Annotated in this window: 23 protein-coding genes; 5 read left to right on the plus strand and 18 right to left on the minus strand. The window is 64.0% G+C overall.

What is annotated here, in order from left to right:
* Window positions 1-362: 362 nt before the first annotated feature.
* From I8J29_RS21800 to I8J29_RS21825, 6 genes are all read right to left on the minus strand, one after another.
* On the minus strand, window positions 363-1775 hold the full coding sequence (locus tag I8J29_RS21800) for an AraC family transcriptional regulator (RefSeq protein WP_208849598.1): 1413 nt from the start codon (window positions 1773-1775) through the stop codon (window positions 363-365).
* 112 nt (window positions 1776-1887) lie between these two features.
* Window positions 1888-3696, minus strand: a complete 1809-nt coding sequence (locus I8J29_RS21805) for a cache domain-containing sensor histidine kinase (protein WP_208849599.1) — start codon at window positions 3694-3696, stop codon at window positions 1888-1890.
* Window positions 3689-5314: a response regulator gene (locus I8J29_RS21810; protein ID WP_208849600.1), complete on the minus strand. Its 1626-nt coding sequence runs from the start codon at window positions 5312-5314 to the stop codon at window positions 3689-3691. The genes I8J29_RS21805 and I8J29_RS21810 overlap by 8 nt, the downstream gene beginning before the upstream one ends.
* Window positions 5315-5491: 177 nt before the next feature.
* Window positions 5492-6535, minus strand: a complete 1044-nt coding sequence (locus tag I8J29_RS21815; protein WP_208849601.1) for a DUF3231 family protein — start codon at window positions 6533-6535, stop codon at window positions 5492-5494.
* Between the two features lie 865 nt (window positions 6536-7400).
* Entirely contained in the window at window positions 7401-8093 is a 693-nt protein-coding gene (locus tag I8J29_RS21820; protein ID WP_208849602.1) for an ankyrin repeat domain-containing protein, read from the minus strand.
* 228 nt (window positions 8094-8321) lie between these two features.
* A complete protein-coding gene (locus tag I8J29_RS21825) occupies window positions 8322-11063 on the minus strand; it encodes a glycoside hydrolase family 2 protein (protein WP_208849603.1) in 2742 nt (913 codons plus the stop codon).
* Window positions 11064-11220: 157 nt separating this feature from the next.
* On the opposite strand from I8J29_RS21825, the gene I8J29_RS21830 reads away from it, so the two are divergent.
* Window positions 11221-12153 carry an ArsR/SmtB family transcription factor gene (locus tag I8J29_RS21830; RefSeq protein ID WP_208849604.1) on the plus strand — a complete coding sequence of 311 codons (933 nt, stop codon included), beginning with the start codon at window positions 11221-11223 and terminating at the stop codon, window positions 12151-12153.
* A 403-nt stretch (window positions 12154-12556) separates the two neighbouring features.
* Here I8J29_RS21830 and I8J29_RS21835 read toward each other — a convergent pair whose 3' ends face one another.
* Both I8J29_RS21835 and I8J29_RS21840 read right to left on the minus strand, forming a co-directional pair.
* On the minus strand, window positions 12557-14299 hold the full coding sequence (locus I8J29_RS21835; protein WP_208849605.1) for a SulP family inorganic anion transporter: 1743 nt from the start codon (window positions 14297-14299) through the stop codon (window positions 12557-12559).
* Window positions 14300-14462: 163 nt separating this feature from the next.
* On the minus strand, window positions 14463-14789 hold the full coding sequence (locus I8J29_RS21840; protein ID WP_090647888.1) for an ArsR/SmtB family transcription factor: 327 nt from the start codon (window positions 14787-14789) through the stop codon (window positions 14463-14465).
* Window positions 14790-15078: 289 nt separating this feature from the next.
* On the opposite strand from I8J29_RS21840, the gene I8J29_RS21845 reads away from it, so the two are divergent.
* Both I8J29_RS21845 and I8J29_RS21850 read left to right on the plus strand, forming a co-directional pair.
* Window positions 15079-15408, plus strand: a complete 330-nt coding sequence (locus I8J29_RS21845) for a PadR family transcriptional regulator (RefSeq protein ID WP_208849606.1) — start codon at window positions 15079-15081, stop codon at window positions 15406-15408.
* Window positions 15405-16115, plus strand: coding sequence for a VanZ family protein (locus I8J29_RS21850; protein ID WP_208849607.1), 711 nt, complete (start codon window positions 15405-15407; stop codon window positions 16113-16115). Before I8J29_RS21845 ends, I8J29_RS21850 begins: the two co-directional genes overlap by 4 nt.
* A gap of 82 nt (window positions 16116-16197) precedes the next feature.
* Here the strand turns inward: I8J29_RS21850 and I8J29_RS21855 are convergent, their stop codons facing one another.
* From I8J29_RS21855 to I8J29_RS21865, 3 genes are all read right to left on the minus strand, one after another.
* Complete coding sequence (locus I8J29_RS21855; protein WP_208849608.1) at window positions 16198-16440, minus strand: hypothetical protein; 243 nt, start codon at window positions 16438-16440, stop codon at window positions 16198-16200.
* A 102-nt stretch (window positions 16441-16542) separates the two neighbouring features.
* Window positions 16543-17316 carry a phytanoyl-CoA dioxygenase family protein gene (locus tag I8J29_RS21860; protein ID WP_208849609.1) on the minus strand — a complete coding sequence of 258 codons (774 nt, stop codon included), beginning with the start codon at window positions 17314-17316 and terminating at the stop codon, window positions 16543-16545.
* A 268-nt stretch (window positions 17317-17584) separates the two neighbouring features.
* The gene (locus tag I8J29_RS21865) at window positions 17585-18352 is read right to left on the minus strand and encodes a DODA-type extradiol aromatic ring-opening family dioxygenase (RefSeq protein ID WP_208849659.1); all 768 of its coding nucleotides are present in this window, start codon (window positions 18350-18352) and stop codon (window positions 17585-17587) included.
* Window positions 18353-18565: 213 nt separating this feature from the next.
* On the opposite strand from I8J29_RS21865, the gene I8J29_RS21870 reads away from it, so the two are divergent.
* Window positions 18566-18922 (plus strand): winged helix-turn-helix transcriptional regulator, encoded by a 357-nt coding sequence (locus tag I8J29_RS21870; RefSeq protein ID WP_208849610.1) that lies wholly within the window; start codon window positions 18566-18568, stop codon window positions 18920-18922.
* Between the two features lie 157 nt (window positions 18923-19079).
* Here I8J29_RS21870 and I8J29_RS21875 read toward each other — a convergent pair whose 3' ends face one another.
* The 3 genes from I8J29_RS21875 to I8J29_RS21885 form a co-directional block, all read right to left on the minus strand.
* Entirely contained in the window at window positions 19080-20189 is a 1110-nt protein-coding gene (locus I8J29_RS21875; protein WP_208849611.1) for an acyltransferase domain-containing protein, read from the minus strand.
* Window positions 20190-20387: 198 nt separating this feature from the next.
* A complete protein-coding gene (gene yidC / locus I8J29_RS21880; RefSeq protein WP_208849612.1) occupies window positions 20388-21101 on the minus strand; it encodes a membrane protein insertase YidC in 714 nt (237 codons plus the stop codon).
* Entirely contained in the window at window positions 21035-21394 is a 360-nt protein-coding gene (locus I8J29_RS21885) for a hypothetical protein (RefSeq protein WP_208849613.1), read from the minus strand. Before I8J29_RS21885 ends, yidC begins: the two co-directional genes overlap by 67 nt.
* 210 nt (window positions 21395-21604) lie before the next feature.
* On the opposite strand from I8J29_RS21885, the gene I8J29_RS21890 reads away from it, so the two are divergent.
* Window positions 21605-22762: a copper amine oxidase N-terminal domain-containing protein gene (locus I8J29_RS21890; protein WP_208849614.1), complete on the plus strand. Its 1158-nt coding sequence runs from the start codon at window positions 21605-21607 to the stop codon at window positions 22760-22762.
* On the opposite strand, the gene I8J29_RS21895 is transcribed toward I8J29_RS21890, so the two are convergent.
* The 4 genes from I8J29_RS21895 to I8J29_RS21910 form a co-directional block, all read right to left on the minus strand.
* On the minus strand, window positions 22717-23448 hold the full coding sequence (locus I8J29_RS21895; RefSeq protein ID WP_208849615.1) for a hypothetical protein: 732 nt from the start codon (window positions 23446-23448) through the stop codon (window positions 22717-22719). The two genes, I8J29_RS21890 and I8J29_RS21895, sit on opposite strands and share 46 nt — an antisense overlap.
* A gap of 287 nt (window positions 23449-23735) precedes the next feature.
* Window positions 23736-24482 carry a class I SAM-dependent methyltransferase gene (locus I8J29_RS21900; protein WP_208849616.1) on the minus strand — a complete coding sequence of 249 codons (747 nt, stop codon included), beginning with the start codon at window positions 24480-24482 and terminating at the stop codon, window positions 23736-23738.
* A 268-nt stretch (window positions 24483-24750) separates the two neighbouring features.
* Window positions 24751-25194: a GNAT family N-acetyltransferase gene (locus I8J29_RS21905; RefSeq protein WP_208849617.1), complete on the minus strand. Its 444-nt coding sequence runs from the start codon at window positions 25192-25194 to the stop codon at window positions 24751-24753.
* 62 nt (window positions 25195-25256) lie between these two features.
* The gene (locus I8J29_RS21910) at window positions 25257-26765 is read right to left on the minus strand and encodes a hypothetical protein (protein ID WP_208849618.1); all 1509 of its coding nucleotides are present in this window, start codon (window positions 26763-26765) and stop codon (window positions 25257-25259) included.
* Window positions 26766-26822 lie beyond the last annotated feature (57 nt).

Raw genomic sequence — 26822 nt, forward strand, 5'->3', positions numbered from 1 at the left:
TGGTTTGAAGCAAAGAAAGAATGAGGGTGTCTATGTGACCTTTTAACACCTCTTTGTTAACTTCCATTTTTTTCACCTCTTGCAATCACTATAAAATAGATTACTCTATAATACAAGGTATTGGATTAAAAAAATTGCCAACTGTTATTCAATTCTAATGACCGTTAGCTGAGAAAACGGCAGCTTTTAAAGCTAGCTGCCGTTTCTGCGAACTTGAACTCTCGTTTCCCGTCAGTATTTGCGAAATGAATGAACAATCCTGCCCGTTAGCTTAATGCCCGCCTGCAATCTACACGGTCTACTACTTTATTTTTCAGTCTATTATTTTCACCGAACACTTGCGGCGGGTTGCGGCGCGCCCGCTAGTCCGCGGTCGCGCCGCTCCGGTACTCGCCGGGACCCGCGCCGACGACGGCCTTGAACAAGCGGCTGAAGTAGGCCTGGTCGGCATACCCGACCTGCTTGCCGACTTGATACACCTTCATGTTCGTCTCGCGCAGCAGCGCCTTCGCCCGGTCGATGCGATACCGCGACAGATGCCACGTGAACGGGCGGCCCGTCTCCGCCGTGAACAGCGCGCTCAAGTAATTCGGCGTCAGCTCCAGCCGCTTGGCCAGCAGGTTCAGCGTCAAGCCGGGATCGGCATGGTCCGCTTCGATCATCAGCAGCGCGAGCCGGACGATCCGGCCGACGAAGCCGGCGTCGCGCCCCGGCGCCGGGAACAGCTCCGCCGCGTCCAGGCCGCACAGGCTGTGCTTGTACAGGCCGCGAAGCTCCCCGGCTCCCCGGGCGATGCCCCCGATGCCGAGGCGGATGGCGACGCCGAGGTTCTTCTCGAGCAGCGCTTTGCTGCGCGCCGCGTACTCCTCGATCGGCGGCACGGCCAGCCGGTCGGACAACAGCACCGCGGTCATCAGCTGCTCGCCGACGATGACGACGGCGTTCCCGTGCGGGGCGAGCGCGTCCTCCAGCAGCACCTTCGCCCAGAACCGCTCCGGCTTCGTCCAGAAGCCGCGGTCCGGAATCATGACCGAGAACACGCCCGCCCAGCGAAACGGCGGCAGCGCGCTCCCGCCCGGCCCGCCGTCCCCCTCCGGCGCGCGGAGCAGCTCCTGCACGCGCTTCTCGAGCGCGTTGCGCTCGCGCAGCCGCTGCACGGCAGGCGCTTCCCCGCCGGAACGCTCGCCGGCCGGCCGCGCCGGCTTCGCTCGCTCCGCTTGCCCATCGGCACCCTGGCCGTCGCCGTCCCGGGCTTCCCCGGCATACTCGGCGAGCGCCAGCAGCATCTGCAACGCCGCCGCGCGTTGGGCGAAGCCGTCGTCCGCCCCGCCTTCCCGGGCTTCGTCCGCGCGCGCCGCCAGAGCGTCGAAGTACGGGCGCAGCGTGCGCGCCGCGTCCGAATCCGCGGCGAAGAGACGATTCCCAAGCCCCGCGAGGCGGCCGTGACAGACGGCGTCGTCGACGTCGAGATGCAGGCAGAAATACGTCATGGACGGGGACGGTCCGATCCGGCTCCGATGCGCGACGCCGGGCTGGATCAGCAGCAGATCGCCTTCGCGCTGCTCGTAGTCGACCCCGTCCAGCGTCATGGTCTGCCGCCCCTCCAGCACGAGGTTCAGCTCGAACAACGGGTGGTCGTGATCGGGATACGTCCAGCCCTCGCCGACCGTCCGCCCGTGCATGCCGTACAGCTGCGCCGAGAACCGAAAGTCCGGCAGCGCGTGCTGCCGCAGATTGTAGCGCCTTCCGGCACCGGCGTCGGATATCCAGGACATGCGCGTTTCGCCTCCTTTTGCTTTCCGAGTTGCGTCGTTCATTCCTTCAAGGTGCTCTCCATACGGTGCGCCAAGCCGGGCTCGCGGTTTGGCGCCTCCTCCGTGCCCGCCGTCACTTCGCCGGCCGCAGCTCCCCTTCCTTCAGGATCGGGTGCCGCAGCAGGATGCGCGTTCCTTCCGGGGACGTCTCGATGCGCAGCTTGCTGCCGTCGCCGAAATACAGCTTCAGCCGGTCGTTCACGTTGCGCAAGCCGACGCCCCGGGCGCCCTCGGCCGACCTGCCGTTCGGATCGGCGTTCTGCCCCAGCTTCTCGATGACGTCGGCGGGGATGCCGCCGCCGTTGTCGATGAGATCGACGACGAGCTCGTCGCCTTCGCGGCGGGCGCTGAGCAAAATTTTGCCCTGCTCGAAATTGTCCCGGATGCTGTGCTGGATCGCGTTCTCGACGAGCGGCTGCAGCAGCAGACGAAGGAACGGCACGTCCTTCAGCTCGGCGTCGACCGCGTACAGGATGCGGATCGTCCGGCCCATGCGCGCCTGCTCGATCTGCACGTACGCCTTCACCTGCTCGATCTCGCGCCCCAGCGTCGTGATTTCTTTGCCCTGGTTCAGGCTGAGCCGCAGCAGGTTACCGAGGGCGGAGACCATTTCGCTGATCTCGCTCCGGCCGTGGTTTTCCGCCTTCCAGCGGATCGACTCCAGCGTGTTGTACAGGAAGTGCGGGTTGATCTGGTGGCTCAGCACCTGGAACTCCAGCTCCTTCTTCTGCCGCTCCGCCCGCGACGCTTCCTCGATGAGCCCTTCGATCCGGCGGATCAGGCTGCCATAGCCCCGGTACAGCCAGCCGACCTCGTCCTGCCGCGACGACGCCGGGATGAGCTGATGCAGGTTGCCTGCTTCCAGCCGCCGCATGTACCGGACGAGCCGGGCGATCGGCTGGGTGAAGTACGCGGTGATGTACAGCACGACGCCGATGCAGCAGAGCAGGTAGATGACGAGGAAAATGACGAGCAGCCGGTTGATCTCCGCGATCGTGCCCGTCAGCTCCTTCAGCGGCGTCAGGCTGGCGATCGCCCACGGATAACTGTCCATCCGCACGTACGTCGCGAAGTACTGGATACCGTCGATCATGACGGTCTCCGAGCCCTGCGCGCCGCCGCCGCTCCCTTCGCCCTGCCCGATGAACCGCTGCGCCGGAAACGGGCTGCCCGTCCATTCGTTCGCATGGGAATCGTACAGCACCGTTCCTTTCTCGTCGAGCAGCAGCACCTTTTGGCCGGACATGCTCCCCGACGGGGAGAAGAACCGCTTCAGCTGGTCCTCGGACAGGTCGGTGGCGATGATGCCGCGCGGCACTTGGTCGTACAAACCGGAAAACCGCTTGATATACGTCAGCAGCGGCCGCTCGAAATTGCCCTTCTCCGGCATCGACAGCCGCCACGTCGGGCTGACCGTATTGAGCGAGCGGCGAAACCACGGCTCGTCCTGCACCCGTTCCGGCTCCCCGATCGTGCTCATGTAATCCTTGTATTTGGCCGGGTCGATCGGGTAGACGTGGATGCGGAACGCGTCGATGGACGACGTCTTCTGGTAGATGAGGCTGACCAGATTGAGCGTGAACGCGTCCTCGGTCGCGGCGTTCGCCGGCGCCGGGGCGCTCAGCAGCGCCTGCAGCTGCTTATTGCCGATCAGGCCGTTCACCTGGTCGTTGAGATTTTCCAGGTAGCTCTCGAAATTGCCCCGCGACTGCTGCAGGTAATTAATCGAGGCGTTCATGTTGGCGTCCGATATGCCCTCGATCGCCTTGATGTGCGCGTAGTACGCGAACCATAAAAAAGGGACGATAATGATCATGAAGAAGATCAATATCATCCGGTTGCGAAACGAAGACGCGAGGCGCAGGGACACCGGACTAGTCATGGCCCGCGATCCCCTGCAGCCTGCGGTATTCCTTCGGCGTGTGGCCCGTCTGCTTCTTGAACAGCTTCGCGAAATGAACCGGATCCTTGTAGCCCACCTGCGAGGACACCTCGTATACCTTGAACTGCACCGATTCCAGCATCCGCTTCGCCCTCTCCATCCGCAGGTCCGTCAAGTATTCGAGGAACGTCTTGCCCGTTTCTTTCTTGAACAGCTTGCTCAGCCACACCGGCGTCACGTGCACTTCTTCCGCCACGTGCTGCAGCGTCAGGCCTTCGGCGTACCGGTCGCGGATGAACCGCTCCGCCGCCTGGATGATCTGGCCGGGCGACACGCTCTGGGTCCGGAAGCCCCCGGCGATCGTCAGCAGCGCCTGCTCCACCTGGTCCTTCAGCGATTCCAGCGTATCGAACTGCTCCAGCCGCTCCCAGACGGCCATCGGATTGCGCTCCCACGTCCGGTCCGCCCAGCCGTGCTGCCACGCTTTCTTGAACAGGTCGAGCAGCCACTCGAAGATCCGCTGCTGGATGTCCCGGATCTGCGTGAACGACCAGCCCTGCACCATGTCCACGAACAACTCCATCGCCGTCCGGATCTCCTCGTCCGTGCCGTAGCGGATCAGGTCGAGCACCTCCGCCGGCTGCCGGAGGGACAGGTTGTCCTGCTCCGCCTCGCTCTCCCAGCCGAGTCCCGTCAGCAGGCGGTTGCCGCCGTAGACGGCTTTCTGCTCCAGAATCTCCTCCGTCTCCGTGTACATCGCGTTCAGGTCGCTGGCGTGGCCGATCGTGCAGCCGAGCGCCCCGCTGACGTTCGCCTTCACGTACTTGTTGATGCGCCGGATGCACAGCTGGCCCAGCTCCTTGTACTGCTCGAGCCGCTGCGCCTCCGGGCAGTCGAGCAGCAGCACCCAGCGGTGTTTGCCGTCCTCGTAGAGCACCGAGCGGTAGGCGCAGTCCTCCTCCAGCGTCTGGCGCACGACGTTGCCGATGCCGAAGAGGATCAGGTTCCGCTCCTCCCGGCGCTCGACCGCCTTCAAGTCGTCCGCTTCGAGCAGCAGCAGCGCGAGGCGCTCGCCCATGAGCCAATCCAGCTCGAGCGTCCGCAGCCGGTGCGCGATGCGCGTCTCCCGGTAGGCGTTGTATTTGGTCTCGACCAGCTCGCGCAGCACCTCCTCGCGCATCTTCGGCAGCGCGCTCTGCACGTGCGACTGGAGCAGCACCTCGTTATCGCGGTCGCGCTTCTCCTTTTGCAGCTGGTCGATTATCCGCGACAGAATCGCGCCCAGATCCGCCGTGTTGATCGGCTTCAGCAAATAATCCATCGCGCCCAGCTTCATCGCGCTGCGCACCATCTCGAAATCGTCGTAGCCGCTGATCACGATCGCCTTCCAGCCGCCCGCCCGCTCGGCGCCGTAGCGCTCGATCAGCTCCAGCCCGGACATGCGCTTCATCCGGATGTCGGTCAGGATCAAGTCGGGCTGCCGGGTCCGGGCCAGCTCCAGCGCGGAATCGCCGTCCTCGGCCGTAATCGCTTCCATAATCCCGTACGCGTCCCACGGAAAATTGCGGCGCAGCCCCTCGCGGATCTCCCATTCGTCGTCAACGATCAGCACCAGCATCGCGCTCCCGCCTTCCCCGTTCTTTTCCCCGATCATATAACGGGCGCGGCCCGTTATACAAGATGCCAATCTTGTCTTTAGGGGAGAGAATCCAAGCGTTATTTCGGCGACGAGGTCGGAAGGGCGCAAACAAATAGGCCGCCCATTCGAATGGCGGCCTAATCGGGCATCGCAGCATCAGTGCCGGACTAAAGCATCGCGGTCGGCCGCTTGCGGCGGCTCCTCCAGCCACCCGTGTTCGATCAGGATGTTGGCGCCGTCCTCGACGTAATTTCCGACTTGCAGCAGAAAGCGCCCGTATTTCTCGACGAGATCGTGCCGGGCGCTCAACGATATCGCATTGCCGTACGAGCGAACGCGCATCGTATACATATCGAGTTTGTGAAACAGCATTAATTTGTCCGAGAACGGGGCTGCCGTCGAGGTGGTGATGAACGGATCGAGGATCGGCGGCGCGAATAGGTTTTCCCGTTCGAGAATTTTGCTGAAGTGGGCGTGGTGCTTCTCGGCGAGTTCTCTCCCGCGAACGAAATACGACTTGGCTTGCTCCGATCGGGCGACTTGGCTGAAGGCGATCAGAACGGCCTTGCTGATGGCGTTGTTTTCGATGTTATCGTACAGATGCGTGATTTCCATCGCTTGAAGCGGCCGGACATCCCCGAAAAATCCGTTCAAATAGCTTTGCTTGCGGATGAAGTCCACCCGCTTCGGATACGGGATATACGGGGGCTTGACGATCAGTCCTTTTGCAAGCAAGGCTTCGTTCACCCGGTTAATCATCGAGAGCGTGAGCGTGACGCATTGCGTAAAAAATTCGCGCAGGTCCGGTCTTGTCATCAACGGAACGGCGATGGAATAGAGGCTGAGTCCTGCCTTGCCGACGTACTTCAAATAGAACAGGCAAAAGTCATCCGCGAATAACCGCGGCGCCCCGGTAATGAGGTCATCCGCCGTGAATCCGACGGGAATCGGGTAATTCTCCTTCGCGAAGATGTCTCTTATCGTCTGCGCGAGCTGTTCCGCTATCTCAAGGGCATACGCCAGAATGCTTCTGATTTCTTCGTTCTCGGCATGCTCCAGCATATGGCTCAACACGCAGATCCCCATCGTGTTCCCCATATAAGTCGTCCAGAGCTTGCCCTGTTCGGAGGACGTTAACGGTTCGTCGGCGCCGGTTTCGGGGATTAAGGGCATTGTGGATGTTGGTTTAATGATGATCATGCGTTGGTTCGCCACCCTATTAAAATTTGCCCTTAATATAACCTTAAACCGCTATCCTATACCTTTAGGCGCCTAGCCGACGCGCCGTAAACGGCATTTCGGGCCGATTATTTGGACGGGAAAATGAAACGGGACAGCCGCAGCCGCCCCGTACAATCGGCAAAATCGCGGCCGCGGCACGTATGTACGGGATGTGGTACTGTACATTTGGTGAAATTGCGGCTGCGGCGTGTATGTACGGGACGTGGTACGGTACATTTGGTGAAATTGCGGCTGCGGCGCGCATGTACGGGATGTGGTACCGTACATTTGGGTGAAATTGCGGCTGCGGCGCGCATGTACGGGATGTGGTACGATACATTCGGCGATTTTCCGGCCGCGGCGCGCATGTACGGGACGTAGTACGGTACATTCGGCGATTTTCCGGCCGCGGCGCGCATGTACGGGATGTGGGACCGTACAATTGGCGAATTCGCGGTCCCGTCTCGCATGTACGGGATGTGGTACGGTACATTTTGCGAAATTGCGGCCGCAGCACGTATGTACGGGATGTGGTACGGTACATTTTGCGAAATCGCGGCCGCGGCACGTATGTATGGGATGTGGTACGGTACATTTGGTGAAATTGCGGCTGCGGCGCGCATGTACGGGATGTAGTACGGTACATTTGGCAAAATCGCGCTTGCGGCGCGCATGTACGGGATGTGGTACTGTACATTTGGTGAAATTGCGGCCGCGGGACGTAGTACGGTACATGCCTCCCGCCGCGAACCGCCGCCCCGGCAAAAAGCCGCCGTTGGCGCCAAGCCGGTCCGCTTCCGCGAGCCGGCCCGACGCCAACGGCGGCTCCGGACGCAGCCAGGCGCTACGTCGCCGCGAACAGGGTCAGCGCCTTCTTCCGGTTGTTCGCTTCGGCCAGCGCCTTCGGCGTGACGCCCGCCGTGTTGGCTTGCTCCGCGTCGGCCCCGTGCCGGAGCAGCAGCTGCAGCAGCTCCGCCGGGTCCCTGCGCTTGACGGCGTGATGCAGCGCCGTGTTCCCCGCTTCGTCGGCTTCATCAACGTCGGCGCCGTGCTTCAGCAGCCACTCGGCGATGGCGAACCGCTTCCACTTGTACGCGGCGAGAAATACGCCGCCGTCGATCTCGGCGCCGTACCGGCGGAACAATTCGGCCGCCTCGACGTCGTCGTTCCAGGCGATGGCGAACTGGCAGTTGCCGGGGTTCGCGCCCTCGGCCAGCAGGTAGCTTACCAGCGCGTCGTTGCGGCCGCGCGTGTAGGCATACCAAAGCGGCGTCGCGGGGAAGAAGCCGCATGGCGCGGACCCGGACGCGATGCGGTGCACGGCGTTGATGTCCATGCCGCTCCCGAGCAGCAGCTTCAGCAGGGGCAGGCCGTTCGCCGCCTTCCGCGGGTCGCCCGACGCGTCGAGCCCGCACAAGTGATGCAGCGCGTTCTTGCCGTCCTCTTCCGACCAGGCGAGCCATTTCGGCTCTTCCCGCAGCAAACCGCGGACGGCGTCAAGGTCCGCGTTCCGCACCGCGCGAATGAATCGGTTCATCGGTCATCTCTCCCTCCGTGCGTGCCAAGCGGTACGCTAGCGTACCGCTTAACTTCCCCGCGGCCGGCCGAAAATCCTGCCGCCGGTCCGGCCCTTCCGCACGATTCAACCGGGCTCCTGCCAACAGTCGCGTGCGCTTTCCGCCCGCCTACCCGACCCGCGACGCGCGAACGCCAAAAAACGGGGCAGCCGCAGCCGCCCCGTCCCGAAATTCCTTGAATGCGCCGATTAGTTCACGTTGACCAAAATATCGATCGGATACCGGCCGGCATTGCGTCCGTACAGCGCCAATCCGCCCTCGTCCGCCTCGACCGTCAGCTTGAACGCGCGGCTCCGGTCGAGCTTCGCGACGATGCTGCTCGGCAGCACGACCTTGCACAGGTAGCCGTAGGAACCGGCTTCGTCCAGCTTGTTGTGGACTTCCTGGTACTGGTACGACAGCGCGCCCTGGCTGTCCGCCGGATTGTCCGGCAGCAGGAACGAAGCGACCTCTTCGCCGTCCACGAGCACGCGGATCCGCGATTCGTGGCGCTCGTCGTCCGTCATGTAGTACGTGTTGGCGTTGTATTCCACCGCCGCGTCCGCGCCGTGCATGAAGTCGATGCCGTGCGCCTTCTCCCGCGCGCCCTCGATGTTGCGCGCCAGCAGCCGCTTCGCGCTCGCCTCGAAGTAGAGGTCCGCGTGCCGCAGCAGCGGAAGCTCGCCCGCGTCCGGCAATCGCACGTCGTAAACGAAAGCGCCCGCCCGGCCGCCGTTCGTCTTGCCCTCCTGGATCGCGTTCCATTGGTACGCGAACGTCTGCTCCGCGAAGCCCGTCACCGGCACGGCGACGAACCGGCCGTCCGCGTCGTACACCGGCGTCTCGCCGCCGCCGCGCACGTCGAACGTCACGAAGTTGCGCGTCACGACCGTGCCGTCCGCCGCGCGCAGCGTCAGCGCCAGCACCGCGAGCGCATCCTGCTTCGGCAGGTCGAACGCGATCGGCGCATGGATCGCCTTCACGCCGAAGCCGTTCCAATCCAGCTCGATGACGCCGCGGTCCCCCGTCACGCGGGTGCCCAGATTGTCGTGCCAAAGCTCCCAGCCGAGCAGCAGTTTCTGCCCGTGGTAGCGGTCCGAATAGCTGGACTTCAGCAGCGGCACCGACAGGCGCGTTCCGGCCTGCGCCGTCTGGCAAGGCGGCGCGTCGATGACGATGAAGTCCGGCGCGTGCAGATCCGCCAACGTCATGCCCGGCACGAAGCCCTCGTAGCCGAAGAATTTCTCGCCCCCGTCAAGGCGGTAATACCCGTTGAACTCGTTGGTCACGTCGCGCAGCTCGGTGAAGACGAACCCGCACATTTTGTCGTGGCGGCGGAATTCGTTCATCATGTAGCGGTAGTGCCAGGCGAGGTCGCTGTCGCCGGCGCCGCTGACGAAGCCCCAGACGTTGCCGCATTCGCTGTTCAGCAGCGGCGCGTCGGATTGGACGTTGCCGCCGGCATAGTTGAACGCGGAGCCCGGATACGTCTTCTCGACGACCTCCGTCACGTGCGCCCGCACCTGCTCGTAACCGTTAATGTAGAAATGCCACGTGTTGATGTCCGATTCCACTTTGTCGTAGTTGCACGGCGAATTGTCTTCGACGAGGCGCGTCGGGTCGACGCTCTTCGCCCAGCGGTACATCGCGCGCACCCATTCCTGCGTCTCCGGCAGGTACGTCGCGACGGCTTGGTCGCCCGCCTGGCCCGTCAGCGCGAGCGTCTCGGCGTCCGTGCGCAAGCCCCACGTCTCGTTGAACATGATCCACGAGAAAATCGACGGGTGATTGAAGTCGCGGTCGATGATCTCCTTCGCCTCGCGCTCGTACGCCGCGCGGGTCGGCTCGTCGGGATTGCCCCAGAAGCACGGCATATCCTCCATGATCAGCATCCCGAGCTTATCCGCCCAGTACAGCTTGCGCGGCTCCTCCGGCTTGATGTGAATCCGCACGAAGTTCAGGCCGAGGCGCTTCGCCAAATAAATCTCGTCGCGCATCTCGTCGTCCGTCGGGTACGTGAAGAAGCCCGTCTCGTGGAACGATTGGTCCAGCGTGCCGTTCAGGTACACCGGCTTGCCGTTCAGCGTCACCCAGCGGTAATTGCGGTCGCCGAACAGCGCCGTGCCGACCTCGCGAATGCCGAAATACGTCGTCACGGCATCCGTGCCGCCGTCGCCGGCCGCGAGCTTGATCTCGCCCTCGTACAGGTACGGGGTCTCCGGGCTCCACAGCTGCGGGTCCTCCACTTGGAACGATACGCCGACCAAATTGCCGCCCGGCGCGAGCGACACGTTCTCCGCGTGGCAGACCGCGCCGTCGCCGAAGTTGAACTGCAGCGAAGCCTCGCCGGCTTTGCTCGCCGCGATAATCAGGTTCGCCTGCACGGTACCGTCGATCTTGGTGACGAACTTCGCCTGCTGCACGTAAGCCTGCGGGCGCGCCTCCAGCCAGACCGGCTGCCAGATGCCGCGAATCTCGCCGTAGCCCTGCTTGCCGCGCGTCTGCGACTTCCGGTCGTAATCCTCCGCGCGCACCATGATCGTGTTCGGAGCGTCCGTTTGCCAAGCCGCCGTCACGTCGAATTCGAATTCGCCGTAGCCGCCGGAGTGGGAGCCGGCGTGCGTGCCGTTCACCCAGACGTCGCAGCGGTAGTCGACCGCGCCGAAGCGCAGGAATACCAGCGATCCGGCCGCTTCCGGCGTCCAGCTGACCTCGCGCTTGTACCAGCCGATGCCGCGCTCGTCGCGGCCGATGCCGGACAGCGGGCTGGCCCACGAGAAGGGCACGACGATTTCGGCGTCGAACTCCGCGGAACCGCTCTCATTTTCGCTCTCGAGACGGAACGACCAGGCGCCGTTCAGGTTCAGCCAATCCCGGCGCTGCCAGTCCGGACGCGGGTATTCGGGGCGGGGCACGGAGGCCGCCGACGTTTGCACTGCTTGAGCTGCCATGAGGGGAGCACAACCTTTCGGATCAAAGTAGGTTACTTCTAGCACCGATTCTAGCACTGGTATATAATTTAATCAATATGTATTATACTTTTACAATATAACAGTTTTCGAGTACACTGATCGTATCCGAATCGACCGATGAAAGGCTGGCGTCACCATGAGTTTTGAATCCAGGCAAGACCTGCTGCGTTTCCCCTCCTCCCGGATCGTCGACGTGGCCAAAGCACTGTCCGGCGACGTGCGCGTGCGCATACTGGAAGCGCTCGGCGAGAAGCCGATGAGCATCAGCCAGCTGGCCGAGGCGCTCGGCGTCGCGCAGCCGACGATCTCCATCAACGTGCAAATTCTCGAGAGCGTGGAACTCGTCTCTTCGGCGCTCGGCGCGAACCGGGAAAAAATCTGCTCCGCCACCTGCCGGTCCATCCAGCTCGACCTGCCGGTGAAGCTCGGCGAAGGGCTGCACCGCACGGAGGAGCTGCACATGCCGATCGGCATGTTCTCGCACTGCTCCGTCCAGCCGACCTGCGGCATCGTGACGAAGGAATGCGTGCACGTCGGCTCCGTGGACGATCCGCGCTCCTTCTACATGCCGGAACGTTTCGAAGCGTCGCTGCTCTGGTTCTCCGGCGCCGGCTACGTGGAATATTATTTCGCCAACCCGATGCCGCCGGGCGTGACGATCGACGAGCTGGGCTTCAGCGCGGAGCTATGCGCCGAGGCCTCTTCCTTCCAGATGGACTGGCCCTCCGACATCTCGCTTTACATCAACGATATCCTTGTCGGCACCTATACCAGTCCCGGCGATCTCGGCGACCGCAAAGGCAAGCTGACACCCGATAAGTGGCGCAGCGGCACGGAGTACGGCCAGCTGACGGAATGGCGCGTGACCGGGGAAGGCAGCCGGGTGAACGGCGCCGCCTCGTCGCCGGCGACCGTCGACGCGCTCGGGCTGCAGTACAACAAGCCCATCCGCGTGCGGCTCGAGGTCGGCGAAGACGCCGTCAATTGCCGGGGCTTGAACCTGTTCGGCTCGGACTTCGGCGATCACCGGCAGGACTTGGTGCTGTCGTTCATCCGCTACGCGGAGTAAGGACGGAGCGAGGCGGGCGAGTGCGAAGGACAAAGCCGTACGAACCTCACGAGCCGTGCAAACGAGCAGCATGGACCTATGCACAATACGCACAGCACGCACGATTCAAACCCGAATAAGCGCGAGACCGCCATGCGCGGTCTCGCGCTTATTCGTCGTGAGCGGGGCATGGCCTTGCGGCAGGGGGCGCCGCCGCATGAAAATCCCGGTTCGCCCATGGCGACCCGCCTTTGGTCCGGCGCGGCGGAAGGCGGCGAAGGACCAATGTCCCGTTGTGGACAACTTTCGCTGTGGATATGTGCATCGCATTCCGTTCTACGTGGAATTCCTCCGCTTCCGCTTGTGCGCAATGGGGATAACCCTGTGCATAAATCGGGGCTGGAAGGCTGGCAGAACAGGCAGCTTAGCCTTCGATGTCGCCCGCGGCGCCAGCTCCGGCCGCTGCAGCCGAATCAGGCCGCGCGGCCGGCCGTTCCCCGGACCGGCCGCGCAGGCTGTCCGCCCGAAGCGGCCTCGAGCGCGCGTACGCGTACGCCTCGTCCGCGCGCGCGAACCGGTGGCCGGGAGCCACGAGCCGCTCCCACTCGGGCTTGGCAAGCACCCGGAACGGCTGCGGCCGGAGCCCGGCGACCAGCACGGTGCCGCCTCGCCGCGCGAACGGTTCCAGCGCGGCGGCCAAGCAAGCCTCTCCCGTCGCGTCGATGTAAGGAACCCGTTCCGCGTCCAAGATCAGCACGTCCCTCCCGGCGTCGGCCTCGTCCCGGAGCATCCGCTCCAGCCGGTGCGCCGTAGCGAAGAACAGCGCGCCTTCCACCGCGAACGCGCCGATGCGGCCGCCATGCGTATCCGGGCTTGCCGCCTCCGCCGCCGTTCCTTCCCTTCCCTGCGGCTCCGGAAGCCGCCGCACGATCGTCAGCGCGCCGCCCATCCGCAGGATGAAAATCAAGCCGGACAACAGTAGGCCCGCTTCGACCGCGGTCGTCAGGTCCGTCAAGACCGTCAGCAGGAACGTCGCGGCCGGCACCAGCGCCTCGAGCCCTCCCGTCTTCAGCAGGCGGGCGAACGCGCGGCGCTCGCTCATGTTCCAGGCGACGACCATCAGAATCGGCGCCATGGCGGCCAGCGGAATGGCGGACGCGTACGGGGCGAGCAGGAACAGCACGAGCAGCACCACGATGCCGTGAATCACGCCGGATAACCGCGAAACCGCGCCGCTCTTGATGTTCGTGGCCGTCCTCGCGATCGCGCCCGTCGCGGGGATGCCCCCGAACAGCGGCGCGGCCATGTTCGCGATGCCCTGGCCGATCAGCTCGCGGTTGCCGTCATGCCGGGTGCCCGCCATGCCGTCTGCGACCACGGCCGACAGCAGCGACTCGATGCCGCCGAGCAGCGCGATGACCAGCGCGGGGCGAATCAATTCGACGATGCGCTCGAGCGACAACGCCGGCCAATGGATCGCGGGCAGGCTGTTCGGTATGGCGCCGTACGCGGTGCCGATCGTGGCGACATGGCCTGGGTAGAACAGCGAAGCGGCGGCCGTGGCGGCAAGCAGGCCCGCCAGCGAGGCGGGCATGCCGGGCAGCAGCTTCGGCGCGAGCAGGATGAACGCCAGGGAGATCCCCGCCGTCAGCAGGCTATAGCCGCTCGCGTCCCCGAGGTGCAGCGCCAGCTCCTTCATGTTGGGGAGGAACGCTTCGTGTTTCTTCAGATCCTGCAGGCCGAGGAAATGGCCGATTTGCCCGGCGAAGATCGTCACGGCGATGCCGGCCGTGAAGCCGACCGTGACCGGCCGCGGGATGAACGCGATCCACTTGCCCAGCCTGAGGAGGCCCATGAGGAGCAGGAGCACGCCTGCCAGAAAGCCCGCCAGCAGCAGATTCTCGTAGCCGTACTGCAGTACGATCGCGAACAGCACCGGCACGAACGCGCCCGTCGGGCCGCCGATTTGAAACCTCGAGCCCCCGAACAGCGACACGCAAATCCCGGCGACGATGACGGTGAACAAGCCGTATTCCGGCTTGACGCCCGAGGCGATGGCGAACGCCATGCCGAGCGGAATCGCGACGATGCCGACGATCAAGCCGGCCGTCGCGTCCTGCCGCAGCGAACGCATGCCGTAGTTTCGGAATCCGTCGCCAAGCTTCATGGACAACATCTCTTTTCTTTTGAATATTTGATTATTTGAATATATAGAAAATGATACGCCCGCTTTTTGCCTGCTGTCAACCGCGCTTATATCCGCCCGCCTTTCCCCGGAACAACAAAAAAAGGCTCGACGGTGCGGCGGCCGTTTTGCCCTTTTGCGATGGCTATTGGTTTTTGATGTTCTCGAGCAGCGATATCGCGTTGATCAAGTGGTTGTCAAAGATTTGCCGGGCGACCTTCAGCAGGTCCTTGATCAGCGGATCCCGCAGCGCGTAGATGACGGACGTGCCGTCCTTCGTCCCGACGACGACGTTCTTGCTCCGGAGCACCGCGAGCTGCTGCGAGACCGCCGAGCCTTCGCTTCCGAGCAGCGCCTGAAGCTCGTTGACGGTCCGGTCGCCTTCCGACAGCACCTCGAGAATCCGGATCCGCAGCGGATGCGCGAGCGCCTTGAAAAAATCGGCCTTGAACTGCTGGACTTCCTGAATCATGGCGCCTCCCCTGCACGTTGACATTAAGATTAGCCCCTATCATATCATATTTGCCGGCCAAACGCGCATCCGAATGTGGATAACCTCGCCTGTGGATATGTTTACGGGCGTGCCGATCGCATGGCAATCAGGCGCTTGGATGTTGTGCATGTTGGGGATAACGTTGTGCATAAGTCCGAAAACGGGACATTCGGCGGCGACCGTCTCCCGCGATGCGCCAGGGACTTCCTGCCAAATATGTCTTGTATAGCGACATACATCGGTATACAATATCGGTGAGGTGAACGTCGTGGACAAGGAGCTCTTGAAAGGCAGCATCGACATCCTCCTGCTGTCCGTCATCCGGAGGCAGGATACGTACGGCTACGACATCGTCCAGCAGCTGCGGACGCTTAGCCGGGACTCGTACCACATGAGCCAAGGCACGCTGTATCCCGCGCTCAAACGACTGGAGCAAAAGGGGCTGCTCCGCTCGTATTGGTCCGACAACGCGGAAGGCGGCCGCCGGAAGTTCTACGCGCTGACGGACGCGGGCCGCGCGGAGCTGGCGGAGAAGCTGCAAGCCTGGGATCAGGTGCATGCCTTGATTCAATCGTGCAGAAAGGCGGGTTTCGCATGAATCCATTTCACGAGTATTTGGACCGGATGCTGAAAGGCGTCCGCGCTTCGGAAGCAGCGAAACGGGAGCTGTATGACGAATTGCTGGATCATCTGCAGCAGCTCCGGGCGGACTACGCGGCGCAGGGCTTGGCCGACGAGCATGCGGTACGGCTGGCCGTCGCCGATTTCGGCGATTCCGGCCGGCTGGGCGGGCTGCTGAACAAAGCGATGTCTCCGTATCGCAAATGGCTCCGGGCCAGCGCGTGGGTCGTCCTGGCGGTTTATGCGCTGAAGGTGATTCAGGTCTTATTCCTCAATTGGTCCAGGTTCAGCATGCGGAGATCGTCGTTTGATATGCCCGGCTATTACCCGCATGCCAACTTGACCCCGTTCGTCAGCATCCGCAACTACGCCATGAACTACAGCCATTACAACTTCGACATTTGGTTCTTCAATCTCTTCGGCAACGTGCTGCTGTTCGTGCCCTTCGGCTTCCTGCTGCCGATTCTGTTCCGGAAAGCACGAAGCGCGTCCGCCATGCTTGCCCTGTCGCTCGCATGCAGCCTCGCGATCGAGCTTACCCAGCTGGCGACCCGTCTGGGCCAGTTCGACGTCGACGATCTCCTGCTGAACGCGCTCGGCGGCTTGACCGGCTTCGCCGCCTGGGCCGCGGCTTCGAGGTCCGCGCGATGGGTCGCCAATAAATATCGTCCGGCCTCGGCCTGAGCCGGACAGCCGCGGCAGCAGAAGGCTCCGACCGTTACGGTCGGAGCCTTCTTTATACAACGAATACGCATCGGCTTCGGAGTCAACCATTCGCCTTTGAAGCGGCGGACGATAAGATCCATCTCAAGCCCGCATCCTTGACGAAGACGCCCGTTCCCGCCTCGCTCGCCTGCTGCAGAGACTCGACCTTCCCCTCCGTCTGATCGTCACCCTGATTCCGGCTGACGCCAAGCCCGTACTTCATGCCGATCAGCGTCCACGCGATCGCAACTACCGCAAGAACCGCCACGATCATTCCCATGATCTTCAGCTCCCGGTTCACCATCGTCAACCGCCCCCTTTTATCCCTCAGACGGAAGAAACTGGATAAAAGTTGCGCCGGTTTCGCCGACGCGGGCCTGAATCGTTCGCGCGCCGGCGAACCGGCTTACGCGCGGGTTCCCGTGCTTTGCTCGACTTCCTCTTGCGTCACGAAGCCCGCGTACGCGCTGCGCCCATCCTTGGCGATAACCGGCCCGTTCAGAAACTCTTTGCCGGTATCCGGATTGTACGACCCGACGACGGAATACTGAATGACGTAGCCTTTGCGCGTCGTCCGGCTTCGGTTCGGCGTGCTGCGGTGGAAGAGCAGGGAATGGAACGCGACCATGCTGCCCTTCTTCAGCTCGACCGGAATGCCCGGGTCGTCGCCTCGGTAGCAGACATAGCCGATCTCCGAGTGCACGTGCTCGACGAAGCCCTGCTTGTGCGAACCCGGCTGGACGTAAATGCAGCCGTTCTCGATCGTCGCGTCCTCGAGCGCGAGCCAGCACGTCACGTAATGCACCGGCTCGGTCGGCACGTAGCCGTTGTCCTGATGCCACGGAAAATCCCGTTTCGCTTCCGGGCGCTTGTACACGGACTGGTCCCAATACAGGCGCGTGTCCGGCCCGAGCAGCTCCGTCGTGATCGCCGCGAACCGCTCGTCCGCGATGAACCGCTGTATGTCGGGATGCCGGTAGTTCAGATGGCTCGTAAAATTGATCTCGTTGGCGGCGCTGATGAAATCCCGCCCCTTCTGCAGGCGGCGCGCCGATTCCTCGTCCAGCCGGTCGATATGCCCGCGAATCGCGTCGATCTCGTCCTCGCCGAACAGATGCTCGAACACGATGTACCCTTGTTCCTCGTACTGCTTCAATTGCGCTTCGGTCAGCTTCAGCATGCGTCATCGCTCCCCATGGATTGGTGAACCGGCCGGACGGCGGAGCCCGCAACGAAGGACGGCAGCCGGCCGGTTGTAATCGCTTGCTTTCATTGTCCGCGATGCGCGCGTCCCGCTCAATGGCTTATCTCCGCCGGTTCGTTGTACGTTTTCCACCTTTTCCGGCGGTCGGGGCGCCGCCGCCGCGGACATGACCAAAAAGCCGGCCCTCCCCTTGGCAGGGAAGAGACCGGCTTTCGGCCGAGCGCTTATCGCATGCGGCGCAGCGTCACATCTCGAGGCACAGCAGCGAGAAGGTGCCCATCTGGAAGCCCTCGAACAGGACGCGCGGCGCCGTCTTGCCCGAAGCGCTGCCGTACGCGAGCAGCAGCGGGACGAAATGCTCCGGCCGCGGCACGGCGCGAAGCGCGTGCGGCGCCAGGCGCTCGTAGTCCGCGAGCGCCTCGGCATCCCGTTTCGTCACCTTGTCGGCGATCCACGCGTCGAACTCGGCTGCCCACGGCTCCGCGTGCTCCTGCTTCCATTTGATCTCGCCGAAATTATGCACCGTCGTGCCGCTGCCGATGACGAGGATGTCTTCCTCGCCGAGGCCGCGCAGCGCTTCGCCGATCGCGAGCTGCCGCGCCGCCGGCAGAAACGGCTGCACGGATATCGTCACGACCGGGATGTCCGCGTCCGGATACATGTGGCGCAGGAACACCCACGCGCCGTGGTCCAGGCCGCGGCTCGCGTCCCGCCGCGTCTCGATCCCGTGCCGGGCGAAGCGCGCCTCCACCTCCGCCGCGACGTCCGGCGAACCCGGCGCGGGATACGTCAGGCGGTACAGCTCATCCGGGAAGCCGCCGAAATCGTAGATCGTCGGCAGCGGCCCCGCGGCGAACGAAACCGTCGCGACCCGCGTCTCCCAATGCGCGCTGAAGAGCACGATCGCCCGGGGCTTCCAGCGTGTGCCCGTCTGTTTGAGAAAAGCGGTGTACGCGGATTCCTCCACGGCCATCATCGGCGAACCGTGGCATATGAACAGGGAAGGCAGCAAGGCGTTCATCTCCTTTACGCCCGTTCCGCGCGGCTTCCGCATCTCCGAAACCGGCCGCTAGCGCGCCCGTCATGAGGCGAGCCGCCTCCCGCGGCGGTCCCTTGTGCGCGGAAGGGCTTTAGGGTTATAATACGACAATAGACTTACTTTTAGTAAGTAGGCACGTTCGCGTGCCCTAGTACCCTTTGGGAAACCGGCAAGGAGGATTTCGACTTGGACGAATGCAAAGCAAACACGGCGCTCGACATTCTGATCGGCAAATGGAAGCCAATCATCCTCTATCATCTCGGCAGGGGCGGCACGATGCGGTTCAGCGAGCTGCAGAAGACCATTCCGGAAATCACGAAAAAAATGCTGACCTCGCAGCTGCGCGAGCTCGAATACCACGACATCGTACACCGCGAGATTTACATGCAAATCCCCCCGAAGGTCGAATACTCCATCACCGAGTACGGCCAGACGCTGTTTCCGATCATCAGTCTCATGCACGATTGGGGCGAGAAGCATGTCGTCCATCTCGAAGAAAAGTACAGCAATAACGACGATGCGTTACAGGAAAACGCGAACTGAAACGGCGAAAGGCCGCGGTCCGGACGAAATCGGACGGCGGCTTTTTTTTGCGCGCAGGGGCGAGCCCGCCGCATCGACGGCGCGCGGCGGGCGGCCAGCGAAATCATCTCCATCTTCGACCAGTGTTCCCCGATCGCCGCCGCGTTACGCGCGAGCGCTATGCCAATCGAAACCCGCCCGCATTATGAATCCGTCCGCCCGCGGCGAGATGATCGCGCACGATGCGCTGCAGGGTCGTCTCGGCCTTCGCGCTCGGCAGGTCGGCTAGCGTCGTGCCATAGCCGAATACCCGCTCCAGCGTCTGCGATTCGTTCGACAGCACCGGCACCGGATGATAGTCGCGCTGGAACCGGACAATGTTGGACGACTCCGGCAGCAGCGTCCGGAACGCCGGCGCGAGCAGCCACGAATCGCAGACGAACGCGCGGTACGGGTTACTCGGGAAATGCGTCGCCGCGAAGGCGGCAGCGCGCGCGTACGAGTCCCGGCACCCTTCGGGGGAGAGGCGCTCGCCTTCGGGGACGTGCACGTTCAGCACGGGATCGCCCTTCTGCAGCGCAAGCTCCCATTCGTCCGCGCCGAGCCGGACCGTCTTGCGGTCCGCCGCGCCGAGCGCGGAGACCGGATGTCCCTCATAACGCGCGCCGTCGAACGCATACGCGGATTCCCAGCCGCCCGCTGCGTCGAAGAGGCCGCATGTGCCGTCGAGCTGTCCGTCGCTCCGGTAGCGCACGCCGCCTTCGGACAGCACCGCGACGCCGCCCGTTGTCCGGTGGCGGAACGCTTTGGCGGGGAACGGACAGGCCGCGAAATGGAACTGCAGCCGTCCCAGCCGGAACAATTCCCCGCGCAGATGCTGATGCAGCCAGCCGAGCTCGCTCAGCCCCCAGCGCCCGTGACGGCGCAGATGCGCGCGCATCCAAATGACGAGGTCGTGCACCGTGTCGACGAGCACCTCTTGCGGCAGGCCGCGCGCCGCATAGCGTTCCGCGAGCAGCGGAATCGCGCCCGCGTAGACGACCGCCGCCAGCAGCGCGCCGTCCGCGCCGAAAGCGAGCAGCTCCCGGTTCACGTCGTCAGGCGGCCGGTTCGCATCCTCGAACAGCTCCCGTCGGAAACGCACCGCCGCTTCCGCCAGCTCGCCGTCCCCGCGGACCGCCTCCGCCGCCTTGCCCAGCACGTCCGCAATATCCGCCGGAAACCGCGCCGCCTCGCAAATCGCCGCCAGCTCCCCCGGCGCCAAAAAATCCCCGCTTGCGCTTATCATCTCTGCCTCTCCCCTTATCGGCCCGGGAACCATTCCTTCGGCCCGCGGCCCGAATCCTCATCTCCTCCCACTATAGCAAGCGCGGCGAAGCGCCGGCAAGCCGTACCGGCAATAACGAAAAAGCCTTCGCCCCGAAAAGGGGCGAAGGCTTCGATAACGCGGAGCGCGGGAGCCGCGGAGCGCAGCCGCGGCGGCTCCTTACGCCGTGCCGACCGCGGCGCCGGCGGCCTCCTGCGGATACAGCCGCTTGGAGATCAGCGTCTGCGCGATCATGACCAGGCCGCCGACGCTCCAATAGAGCGGCAGCGCGGCAGGCGCCGTGAACGAGAACACCCCCATCATGACCGGGGACAGGTACAGGAGCAAGCCCATGCCCTTCGCGCCGTTCATCGGCGGCTGAGCGGCCTGCTGCAAGCGCGCCTGCAGCAGATAGACGCCCGCGGCCACGAACGGCAGAATCGGATCCGGGCTTCCGAGCTGGAACCACAGGAACGTATGATGCGCGAGCTCGGGATTCGAGCGGATCGCGAAGTAGAGGCCGGACAGGATCGGAATTTGCAGCAGCATCGGCAGGCAGCCGGCGTTCAGCGGGTTGTAGCCGTGCTTGGCGTAGACCGCCATCGTTTCTTCCGTTTGCTTGCGCTGCTTGTCGGGAGCGGCGCTTTTGGCGTATTTGCGCTTGACGGCCTCGAGCTCCGGCTGCATGGCGGCCAGCTTCCGCCGCATGCCCTGCTGCCGCTTGTACTGGTTGATCATGAACGGCATGAGCGCCAGCCGGACCAGGATGGTGATCGCGACGAGCGCGAGGCCGAAGCTGCCGTCGAACCAGCCCGCGAAGTGGTCGATCAGCCAAGTGAAAGGCGAGACGAAATAATCATGGAATACCGCGATTTGCGCGTACGTGTCGGACATCTTGAAAATCCTCCCTGTTGATGGTTTGCGTCGGTCGTCATCAACAGGGTCGTGCACGGGGATGAATCATCGTCGGGCGCTTCCTTGCGTTTCGTCAGCCGGACATACCGCAGGCTCTGAACCGGCGCATCGACGGCCGGCAGCTTGGGCAGCGCCGGACCGCCCGCCGTCTCGCGGAAAGCCGTCCAACCCTTCGCCGCCGAGGCCGGCAGCGCGAACAGGCACAGATACGCCAGCGACACGAGCGTGCAGATGGAGATTGCGTACAGCAGCGCGTCATGAAGCTCGAACAATGAGGATCACCCCCTTCGGTGCAATGCGTGTTCGTCCATTGTAGTCCTATTCGCCCCGAGCGGCATCGGTCGCAAGACGGACGGCGCCGCGTCGTCGGGGCTCAAGATTTGGAAGCCGGCGCAACTTCTGGCGGGCGGCTTTCGTCATTCTTCATAACAATCTCCTCTACTCCTGTCTTCTACTTCAATTTCTGAAAGGCGATGATTCGATTGAAACTGAAATGGCTCGCGTCGGCGGCGCTCGCCGCGTCGCTGCTGGCGCCCGCGACCGCCGTTCACGCCGCAACGCCCGCATACGCAAGGCTCTCCTGGGACGGCGGCGGCGATTCGCTCGGCACCGCGATCATGAAGAACGGCACGGTATACGTGCCCGCGAATACGCTCGAATCGGCCGGCATGACCGTGCGGTGGGACAAGTCGCGCCAGCGCGCCGATTATGCCGGCTACGGCAGAAGCCTCGCCGTGCGGATCGGCGGCACCTCCGCCGTGCTGGACGGCGATCCGGTCCGGGGCATGCCCGCCCCGTTTCTGTACCAGGGCCAGCTGTACTTGAGCGGACGGTTCGTCGTCGCGGCGCTCGAAGGCGATTCCGTCGCCTGGGACGCGAAAACCCGCGTGTTCAGCGCCAAGCACCTGCACACGTACGCGGGCTTCAGCCAGACGTACGGCGGCCGCACGTACAGCGTCGTCAAGCGCACGGGCGAATTGTTCGCAAGCACCGGCAAGAACGGCGCGCAGGTGAAGCTGGCCGACCTCGGCTCTCAGCTGTACGACGGGGTGTCGATGGAGTTTCAGCCGACCGAAGGCGGCCTGCTGCTGCTGACGATCACCGACAACTACGGCGAGCCGCATCTTAACGATCACCGGTTCGCGCTCCTTCTGAAGAACGGCGCCGTCATCCGCCAAGCGGACGTCCATTATTGGCAGCGCTTCGAGAAGAACGTCGCCGCCTACGGCGATCATCTGCTGCTCACGGACGGGCAGACGCTCCGGGTGATCCGGGACGGCACCGGCGCGGTCGAGCAGACGATCGATCTCGTCAAGCTCGGCGGCGAGGATGGGCCTTACTTCGTCGAAGGCGCCGCGGACGATTACCTGCTGATCCGGCCGAACGCTTCCGGTCTCCTGACGCTCGTCGACCGCACCACCGGCGCGAGCGTCAAGCTGTACAAGCAGCTGCTCGACGCCGAAGGCCAAGCGTACGCGACGGAAAACGACGTTCCCTACCATGGCGACGAGCTGCATTTCGTGAAACGCGACGGCGATACGCTCTACTTCGAGGACGACAGCCCTTTCGCGAAGGATAGCGGCCGCCTGCTGCCTTATAAGCTCCCGATTCCGGCCGAAGGCGGCACGTCCGGCCCTTGACCGGCATCCGCCGCGCCCCCGTTCTCCGGAACGGGGGCGTTTGCCGTTCTTCCTTCGCCCGGCCTTTCCGCCGCGTCCGCCGTTTCCTTCTTCCGCCACACGTTGCGGTACAGGCCGGTCACCGTCAACGTGACGGTGCCGGTCTCCTGCAGCGACACGCCGCCGGCCTCGTACGCGCCGGCCGGGAACACGTAGAACGCGAATTCGTCGCCGTCCTTCTCGTTAAGCCCTCCGATGGCGAAGACGGGGCTCTCGTAGTTCTGCCCGTTGTACGCCGCCGTCATGGAAGCCGTCATGTCCGACGAGAAGGCATGCGCGCCCATGGTGCGGTGCCGCGACCCGGAGACGAGATCGGCGCCGTCCGGCGAATACGTGCCGTGCGAGCGAAGGCCGATCCGGTACCCGCCGGTCATGGCGCTGCCGGTATTGTCGACCCAGCCGACGTCGATGACGTACGAACCGTCGTCGTACAGGACTTTGCCGGTATTGCCGCCCAAGTCGGCCAAATCGATATCGACGGAGTAGCTGCCGGGAACCGGGTAGCCGCCCGTATCCGTGAACGAATCCGTGTCGTTGACGATGCGGGCCATGCCTCCCTGCCACGCGCCGATCCGCGGCTGCGCATAGCGGTAACCGGCCAGGATGGCGACGCACAGGACGGCCGCGGCAATCGCTCTCGTTTTCATGCTTGTCCCCCCGATCAAATTGTTGTTCGCACCGAGTTCCGGTTCGCGCCGGACCGATGCCGGCCGTTCAGGCAACCTGCGGAGCCGATGATAACCCGTTAATCCGTCTTACGATGAAAACGGCGATCGGTTCCCCCAGCCGGGTGGAAAGCGGAAATTTCGGCAGCGGCGCGGCTCCGCGGCGTTCGGCAGGCGCAAAGCAAAAGGAGCCGCGGATAAGCGGCTCCTTTTGCTTCGTATTCGACGCGCAGGTCTGGCAGCACCGGGTGTCGCGGAACGGGCGCGCGTTATTTCCGCGCGACGATCAGCATCCGTTCCGCGTTCGTCCGGATGCCCTTCTCGGTCCGATGCTCCTCGGCGAAGCGCGCCAGCACTTCAACGTCCTCGTCCCGCTCGCCGAACTCCGGAATGATCGGCGCGTGCTTCAGCAGAAACATCAGATCCTCCGCCGACCGGTAGTACTCCGCCGCGTCATACCGGAACGACTGCACGTCGCCAAATCCGGCATCGCGAAGCTCGCTGACGCAGCGCCGCAGCAGCGTGCCGGGCGGCGCCTCCCGCCAGCCGCGGCCGAACGCCGCGACGAGGTTGCGTTTGTCCCCTTCGCCGACCTGCTGCGTGACGAAGACGCCGCCCGGCTTCAGCACCCTGGCGACCTCGCCCGCGTGGAACGGCGCATGCCGGCAGCAGACGACGTCGAAGCCGCCGTCCGGAAAAGCCAACCGCTCCGCGTCCATCCGCAGGAAGCGGACGTTCCGCCGCCCGCTGCGTTCCGCGTTCCGCTTCGCCGTCTCGATCATGCCGGCCGCCCGATCGATGCCGACCAGCTCCCGCGCGGCATCCGCGAGCACGAGCAGCGCTTCGCCGCCGCCCGTGCCGATGTCGAGCAGCGCGTCCTCCGGCCCGCACCGGGCGCGCACCTCCTCCGCGTACTGCCATGCTTCGCCTTCCGCGACCGTCCGCACGGCGCTGAAATTCCAGCCGTTCCGCGCGCCCGTCCGTTCATAAAAGGACCGGTAGTCCTTGTTCGTCATCGTGTCATTCCTCCCGTTATTCGGCGAGAAGCGCCATCCCTCCCCGCCTCGTTCGTCATCGCATGCCGCCCGGAGGGCAGAGTTCCCCCTTGGCGGCCGGTACGCGTCTCAGCCCGGCCCGGCTAGCAGCCGCTTCGAACGATTCGGTGCGCCAACCTCTTCGCCTCCATTCGGCAGAATCTACCTGTAATTGTAAATGGCCGCAAGCATCCCCGGCAATCCCGGCACGATTGCGGCATGCAAAAAGGCGCCGCATCGGCGCGGCGCCTTAATCGTCTTCGTCTTCTTCCGTCTCGCCGGCTTCGTACGTGCAGCGGAACCGCTCCGTACCGGGGTATTTCTCGCCGAGGCTCACCACCGTGAACCGGCTGCTCCGGTAGAAGTCGGCGGCGTCCTCGTCGGTCTCGGCCACGAGCGCCGTCGGCTTTTCCAATTCCAGCAGCTCCAGGATCATCCCTCTGCCGTAGCCCTTGTACCGCTCCTCGGGCGTCACCGCGATATGATCGATCTCGACCGCGCCGCCGTCGATCCGGTGGTAGCCGATGAGGCCGATGACGTCGCCCTCCGATTCGTAACCGAGCAGCGTGTGCCCGGAGCCGTCCTTATAGAGCTCGACCGCCCGCCGGAGATGCTCCGGATCGGGAAACACCGACCATTCCAGCAGCTCCCGGATGGCTTCTTCGTCCAGCCGCGATGCGATGTTCACTAACATGCGTAAGACCGCCTTTGCTTGGTTTCTCTGGGCCATTATAGCATAATCGTCCGTTCCTTCGCTTACTTGGCGGCCGGCCGCTCGATCCCGTCGATGACCCACGCGCCGTCCGATCGCGCGAGATGGAATTCAAGCCGGTACGTACGCCGGTCGTCCTTGGCATAAGCCACGTTCGCGGTGGCATCCGTCTTGCCGTCGCCCTGCACCTGAACGTCGAACGGGTCCTCCGCGAGCGCGGCCGAGCCGCTGAATGCCTGCAGCCAAGCGCCGCCGACGAGCTCCGTCTGCGCCTTCGAGCAGGCCGGGCACAACGCCTCCAGCCGCCGGTCCACCTCGGGGGCGTCTTCGAAACCGGCCAGCGCCCGCAAGGACAAATACTGCGTCACGGCGCTCTCGGCATCCGCCGGGTAGTCCGGGAGCGCCACGATCGTGCCCGTATGCACGAAAGCGCCGCGCTGAAGGGAGTACGTGCGCGTCACGTCGTAGAACAGCACGTCGTAGCTGGTCCGGTGCTGTACGTAGCCGTCGTAATCGCCGTTCTGGTCCGCGTCGATCAGCGCGTCCTCGCCGACGCCGGTCGGGGAGGCGCTGCTCACGAGCCGGATCGGTTTTTTGCCCGGAAGGGCGATCAATTCGAAGCCTTCCAGCGAGACGCCGTTCGTCAGCTTGGTCTCCACGACGGGCGATTTCCGGTCCGACAGCCGCACGAGCTCGATCTCGTAGACGCCGTAGCCGGTGCCTTCCGCCAGATTGCTTCCGAGCTGCGCGACGCCGCGTTCCCCCTGCTTCAGCACGTAGATTTCGCTATACAACCCGTCTCCGTCCCGGGTGTTCTTCACGCCCAGCACCGCTTCCGATTCGCCGTCTCCGTTCAGGTCCGTCTCCACGAAGAAGCCGATCGCGCTCCCGTCCTGCAGCGGGTGGCGCTCCGCCATGAAGTCGAGGTACGCCTGCGGCACCTTCGGCCCGGTCTGCGGCGCGTCCGCCATGGCTTCGGGGTAATCGACGCCGTTGACCTTCACCCCGGTCACCGTCTTCGCGGCCGCGTCGCAGACGACCTCGACCGTCACGCCGTCCTGCCCGTTCACGAGCTTGAAGTCCCAATACCCGTTCGCATGGGCAAGCTCCCGCATCAGGCGCCATAGCGAAGCATGGTCCGCCAGATCCTTCTCGCCGGGATAGCTGACGTAAAAGGCCGGGTAAGCCGCGTCCCGCGTCAGCTCGACCTTGGTGACGAAGAACGGCGCATCCTGCAGGATCGCCTTGGCCGGATGATTCCAGCCGGCGATGTCGGTGATCGTCAGCGTCCCGTCGGCCGAGGCGGCGCCGGCCGCGCCGTTCCCTTCGGCCGGGTCGGACGCCGGACCGTCCGCGCCGCCGAGCGGAGTCGAGCGGGCGTCGGCATCGCCGGAGCCCGCATCTCCCGTTCCGACAGACGTATCGATCGGCGTTTTCGCGCCGTCGCCCGGCGTCCCGGCGCCGGGTTCGTTCGCGCCGCTGCAGGCGGCGAGCATAAGTTGGGCAACCATCAGACCTAGCAGCGGAACAAGCCGCCATCGTAATGTTCGCATAGATTCCCCCGGCGCTTTTTTTGCCTAATTATACCACGCGCCGGCGAAGCCCCGCGG

The organism is Paenibacillus artemisiicola (genome assembly GCF_017652985.1).
Lineage (GTDB): Bacteria > Bacillota > Bacilli > Paenibacillales > Paenibacillaceae > Paenibacillus_Z > Paenibacillus_Z artemisiicola.

Bases quoted from the DNA above. Each gene is read 5' to 3' on its own strand.
- yidC (WP_208849612.1), bottom strand. From the start codon at position 21,101: ATGTCCGACACGTACGCGCAAATCGCGGTATTCCATGATTATTTCGTC.
- I8J29_RS21910 (WP_208849618.1), bottom strand. From the start codon at position 26,765: ATGCGAACATTACGATGGCGGCTTGTTCCGCTGCTAGGTCTGATGGTT.
- I8J29_RS21895 (WP_208849615.1), bottom strand. From the start codon at position 23,448: ATGAAAACGAGAGCGATTGCCGCGGCCGTCCTGTGCGTCGCCATCCTG.
- I8J29_RS21820 (WP_208849602.1), bottom strand. From the start codon at position 8,093: ATGAACCGATTCATTCGCGCGGTGCGGAACGCGGACCTTGACGCCGTC.
- I8J29_RS21860 (WP_208849609.1), bottom strand. From the start codon at position 17,316: ATGCTGAAGCTGACCGAAGCGCAATTGAAGCAGTACGAGGAACAAGGG.
- I8J29_RS21835 (WP_208849605.1), bottom strand. From the start codon at position 14,299: ATGAAGCTTGGCGACGGATTCCGAAACTACGGCATGCGTTCGCTGCGG.
- I8J29_RS21905 (WP_208849617.1), bottom strand. From the start codon at position 25,194: ATGTTAGTGAACATCGCATCGCGGCTGGACGAAGAAGCCATCCGGGAG.
- I8J29_RS21800 (WP_208849598.1), bottom strand. From the start codon at position 1,775: ATGTCCTGGATATCCGACGCCGGTGCCGGAAGGCGCTACAATCTGCGG.
- I8J29_RS21830 (WP_208849604.1), top strand. From the start codon at position 11,221: ATGAGTTTTGAATCCAGGCAAGACCTGCTGCGTTTCCCCTCCTCCCGG.
- I8J29_RS21815 (WP_208849601.1), bottom strand. From the start codon at position 6,535: ATGATCATCATTAAACCAACATCCACAATGCCCTTAATCCCCGAAACC.
- I8J29_RS21855 (WP_208849608.1), bottom strand. From the start codon at position 16,440: ATGGTGAACCGGGAGCTGAAGATCATGGGAATGATCGTGGCGGTTCTT.
- I8J29_RS21825 (WP_208849603.1), bottom strand. From the start codon at position 11,063: ATGGCAGCTCAAGCAGTGCAAACGTCGGCGGCCTCCGTGCCCCGCCCC.
- I8J29_RS21900 (WP_208849616.1), bottom strand. From the start codon at position 24,482: ATGACGAACAAGGACTACCGGTCCTTTTATGAACGGACGGGCGCGCGG.
- I8J29_RS21805 (WP_208849599.1), bottom strand. From the start codon at position 3,696: ATGACTAGTCCGGTGTCCCTGCGCCTCGCGTCTTCGTTTCGCAACCGG.
- I8J29_RS21840 (WP_090647888.1), bottom strand. From the start codon at position 14,789: ATGATTCAGGAAGTCCAGCAGTTCAAGGCCGATTTTTTCAAGGCGCTC.
- I8J29_RS21875 (WP_208849611.1), bottom strand. From the start codon at position 20,189: ATGATAAGCGCAAGCGGGGATTTTTTGGCGCCGGGGGAGCTGGCGGCG.
- I8J29_RS21850 (WP_208849607.1), top strand. From the start codon at position 15,405: ATGAATCCATTTCACGAGTATTTGGACCGGATGCTGAAAGGCGTCCGC.
- I8J29_RS21810 (WP_208849600.1), bottom strand. From the start codon at position 5,314: ATGCTGGTGCTGATCGTTGACGACGAATGGGAGATCCGCGAGGGGCTG.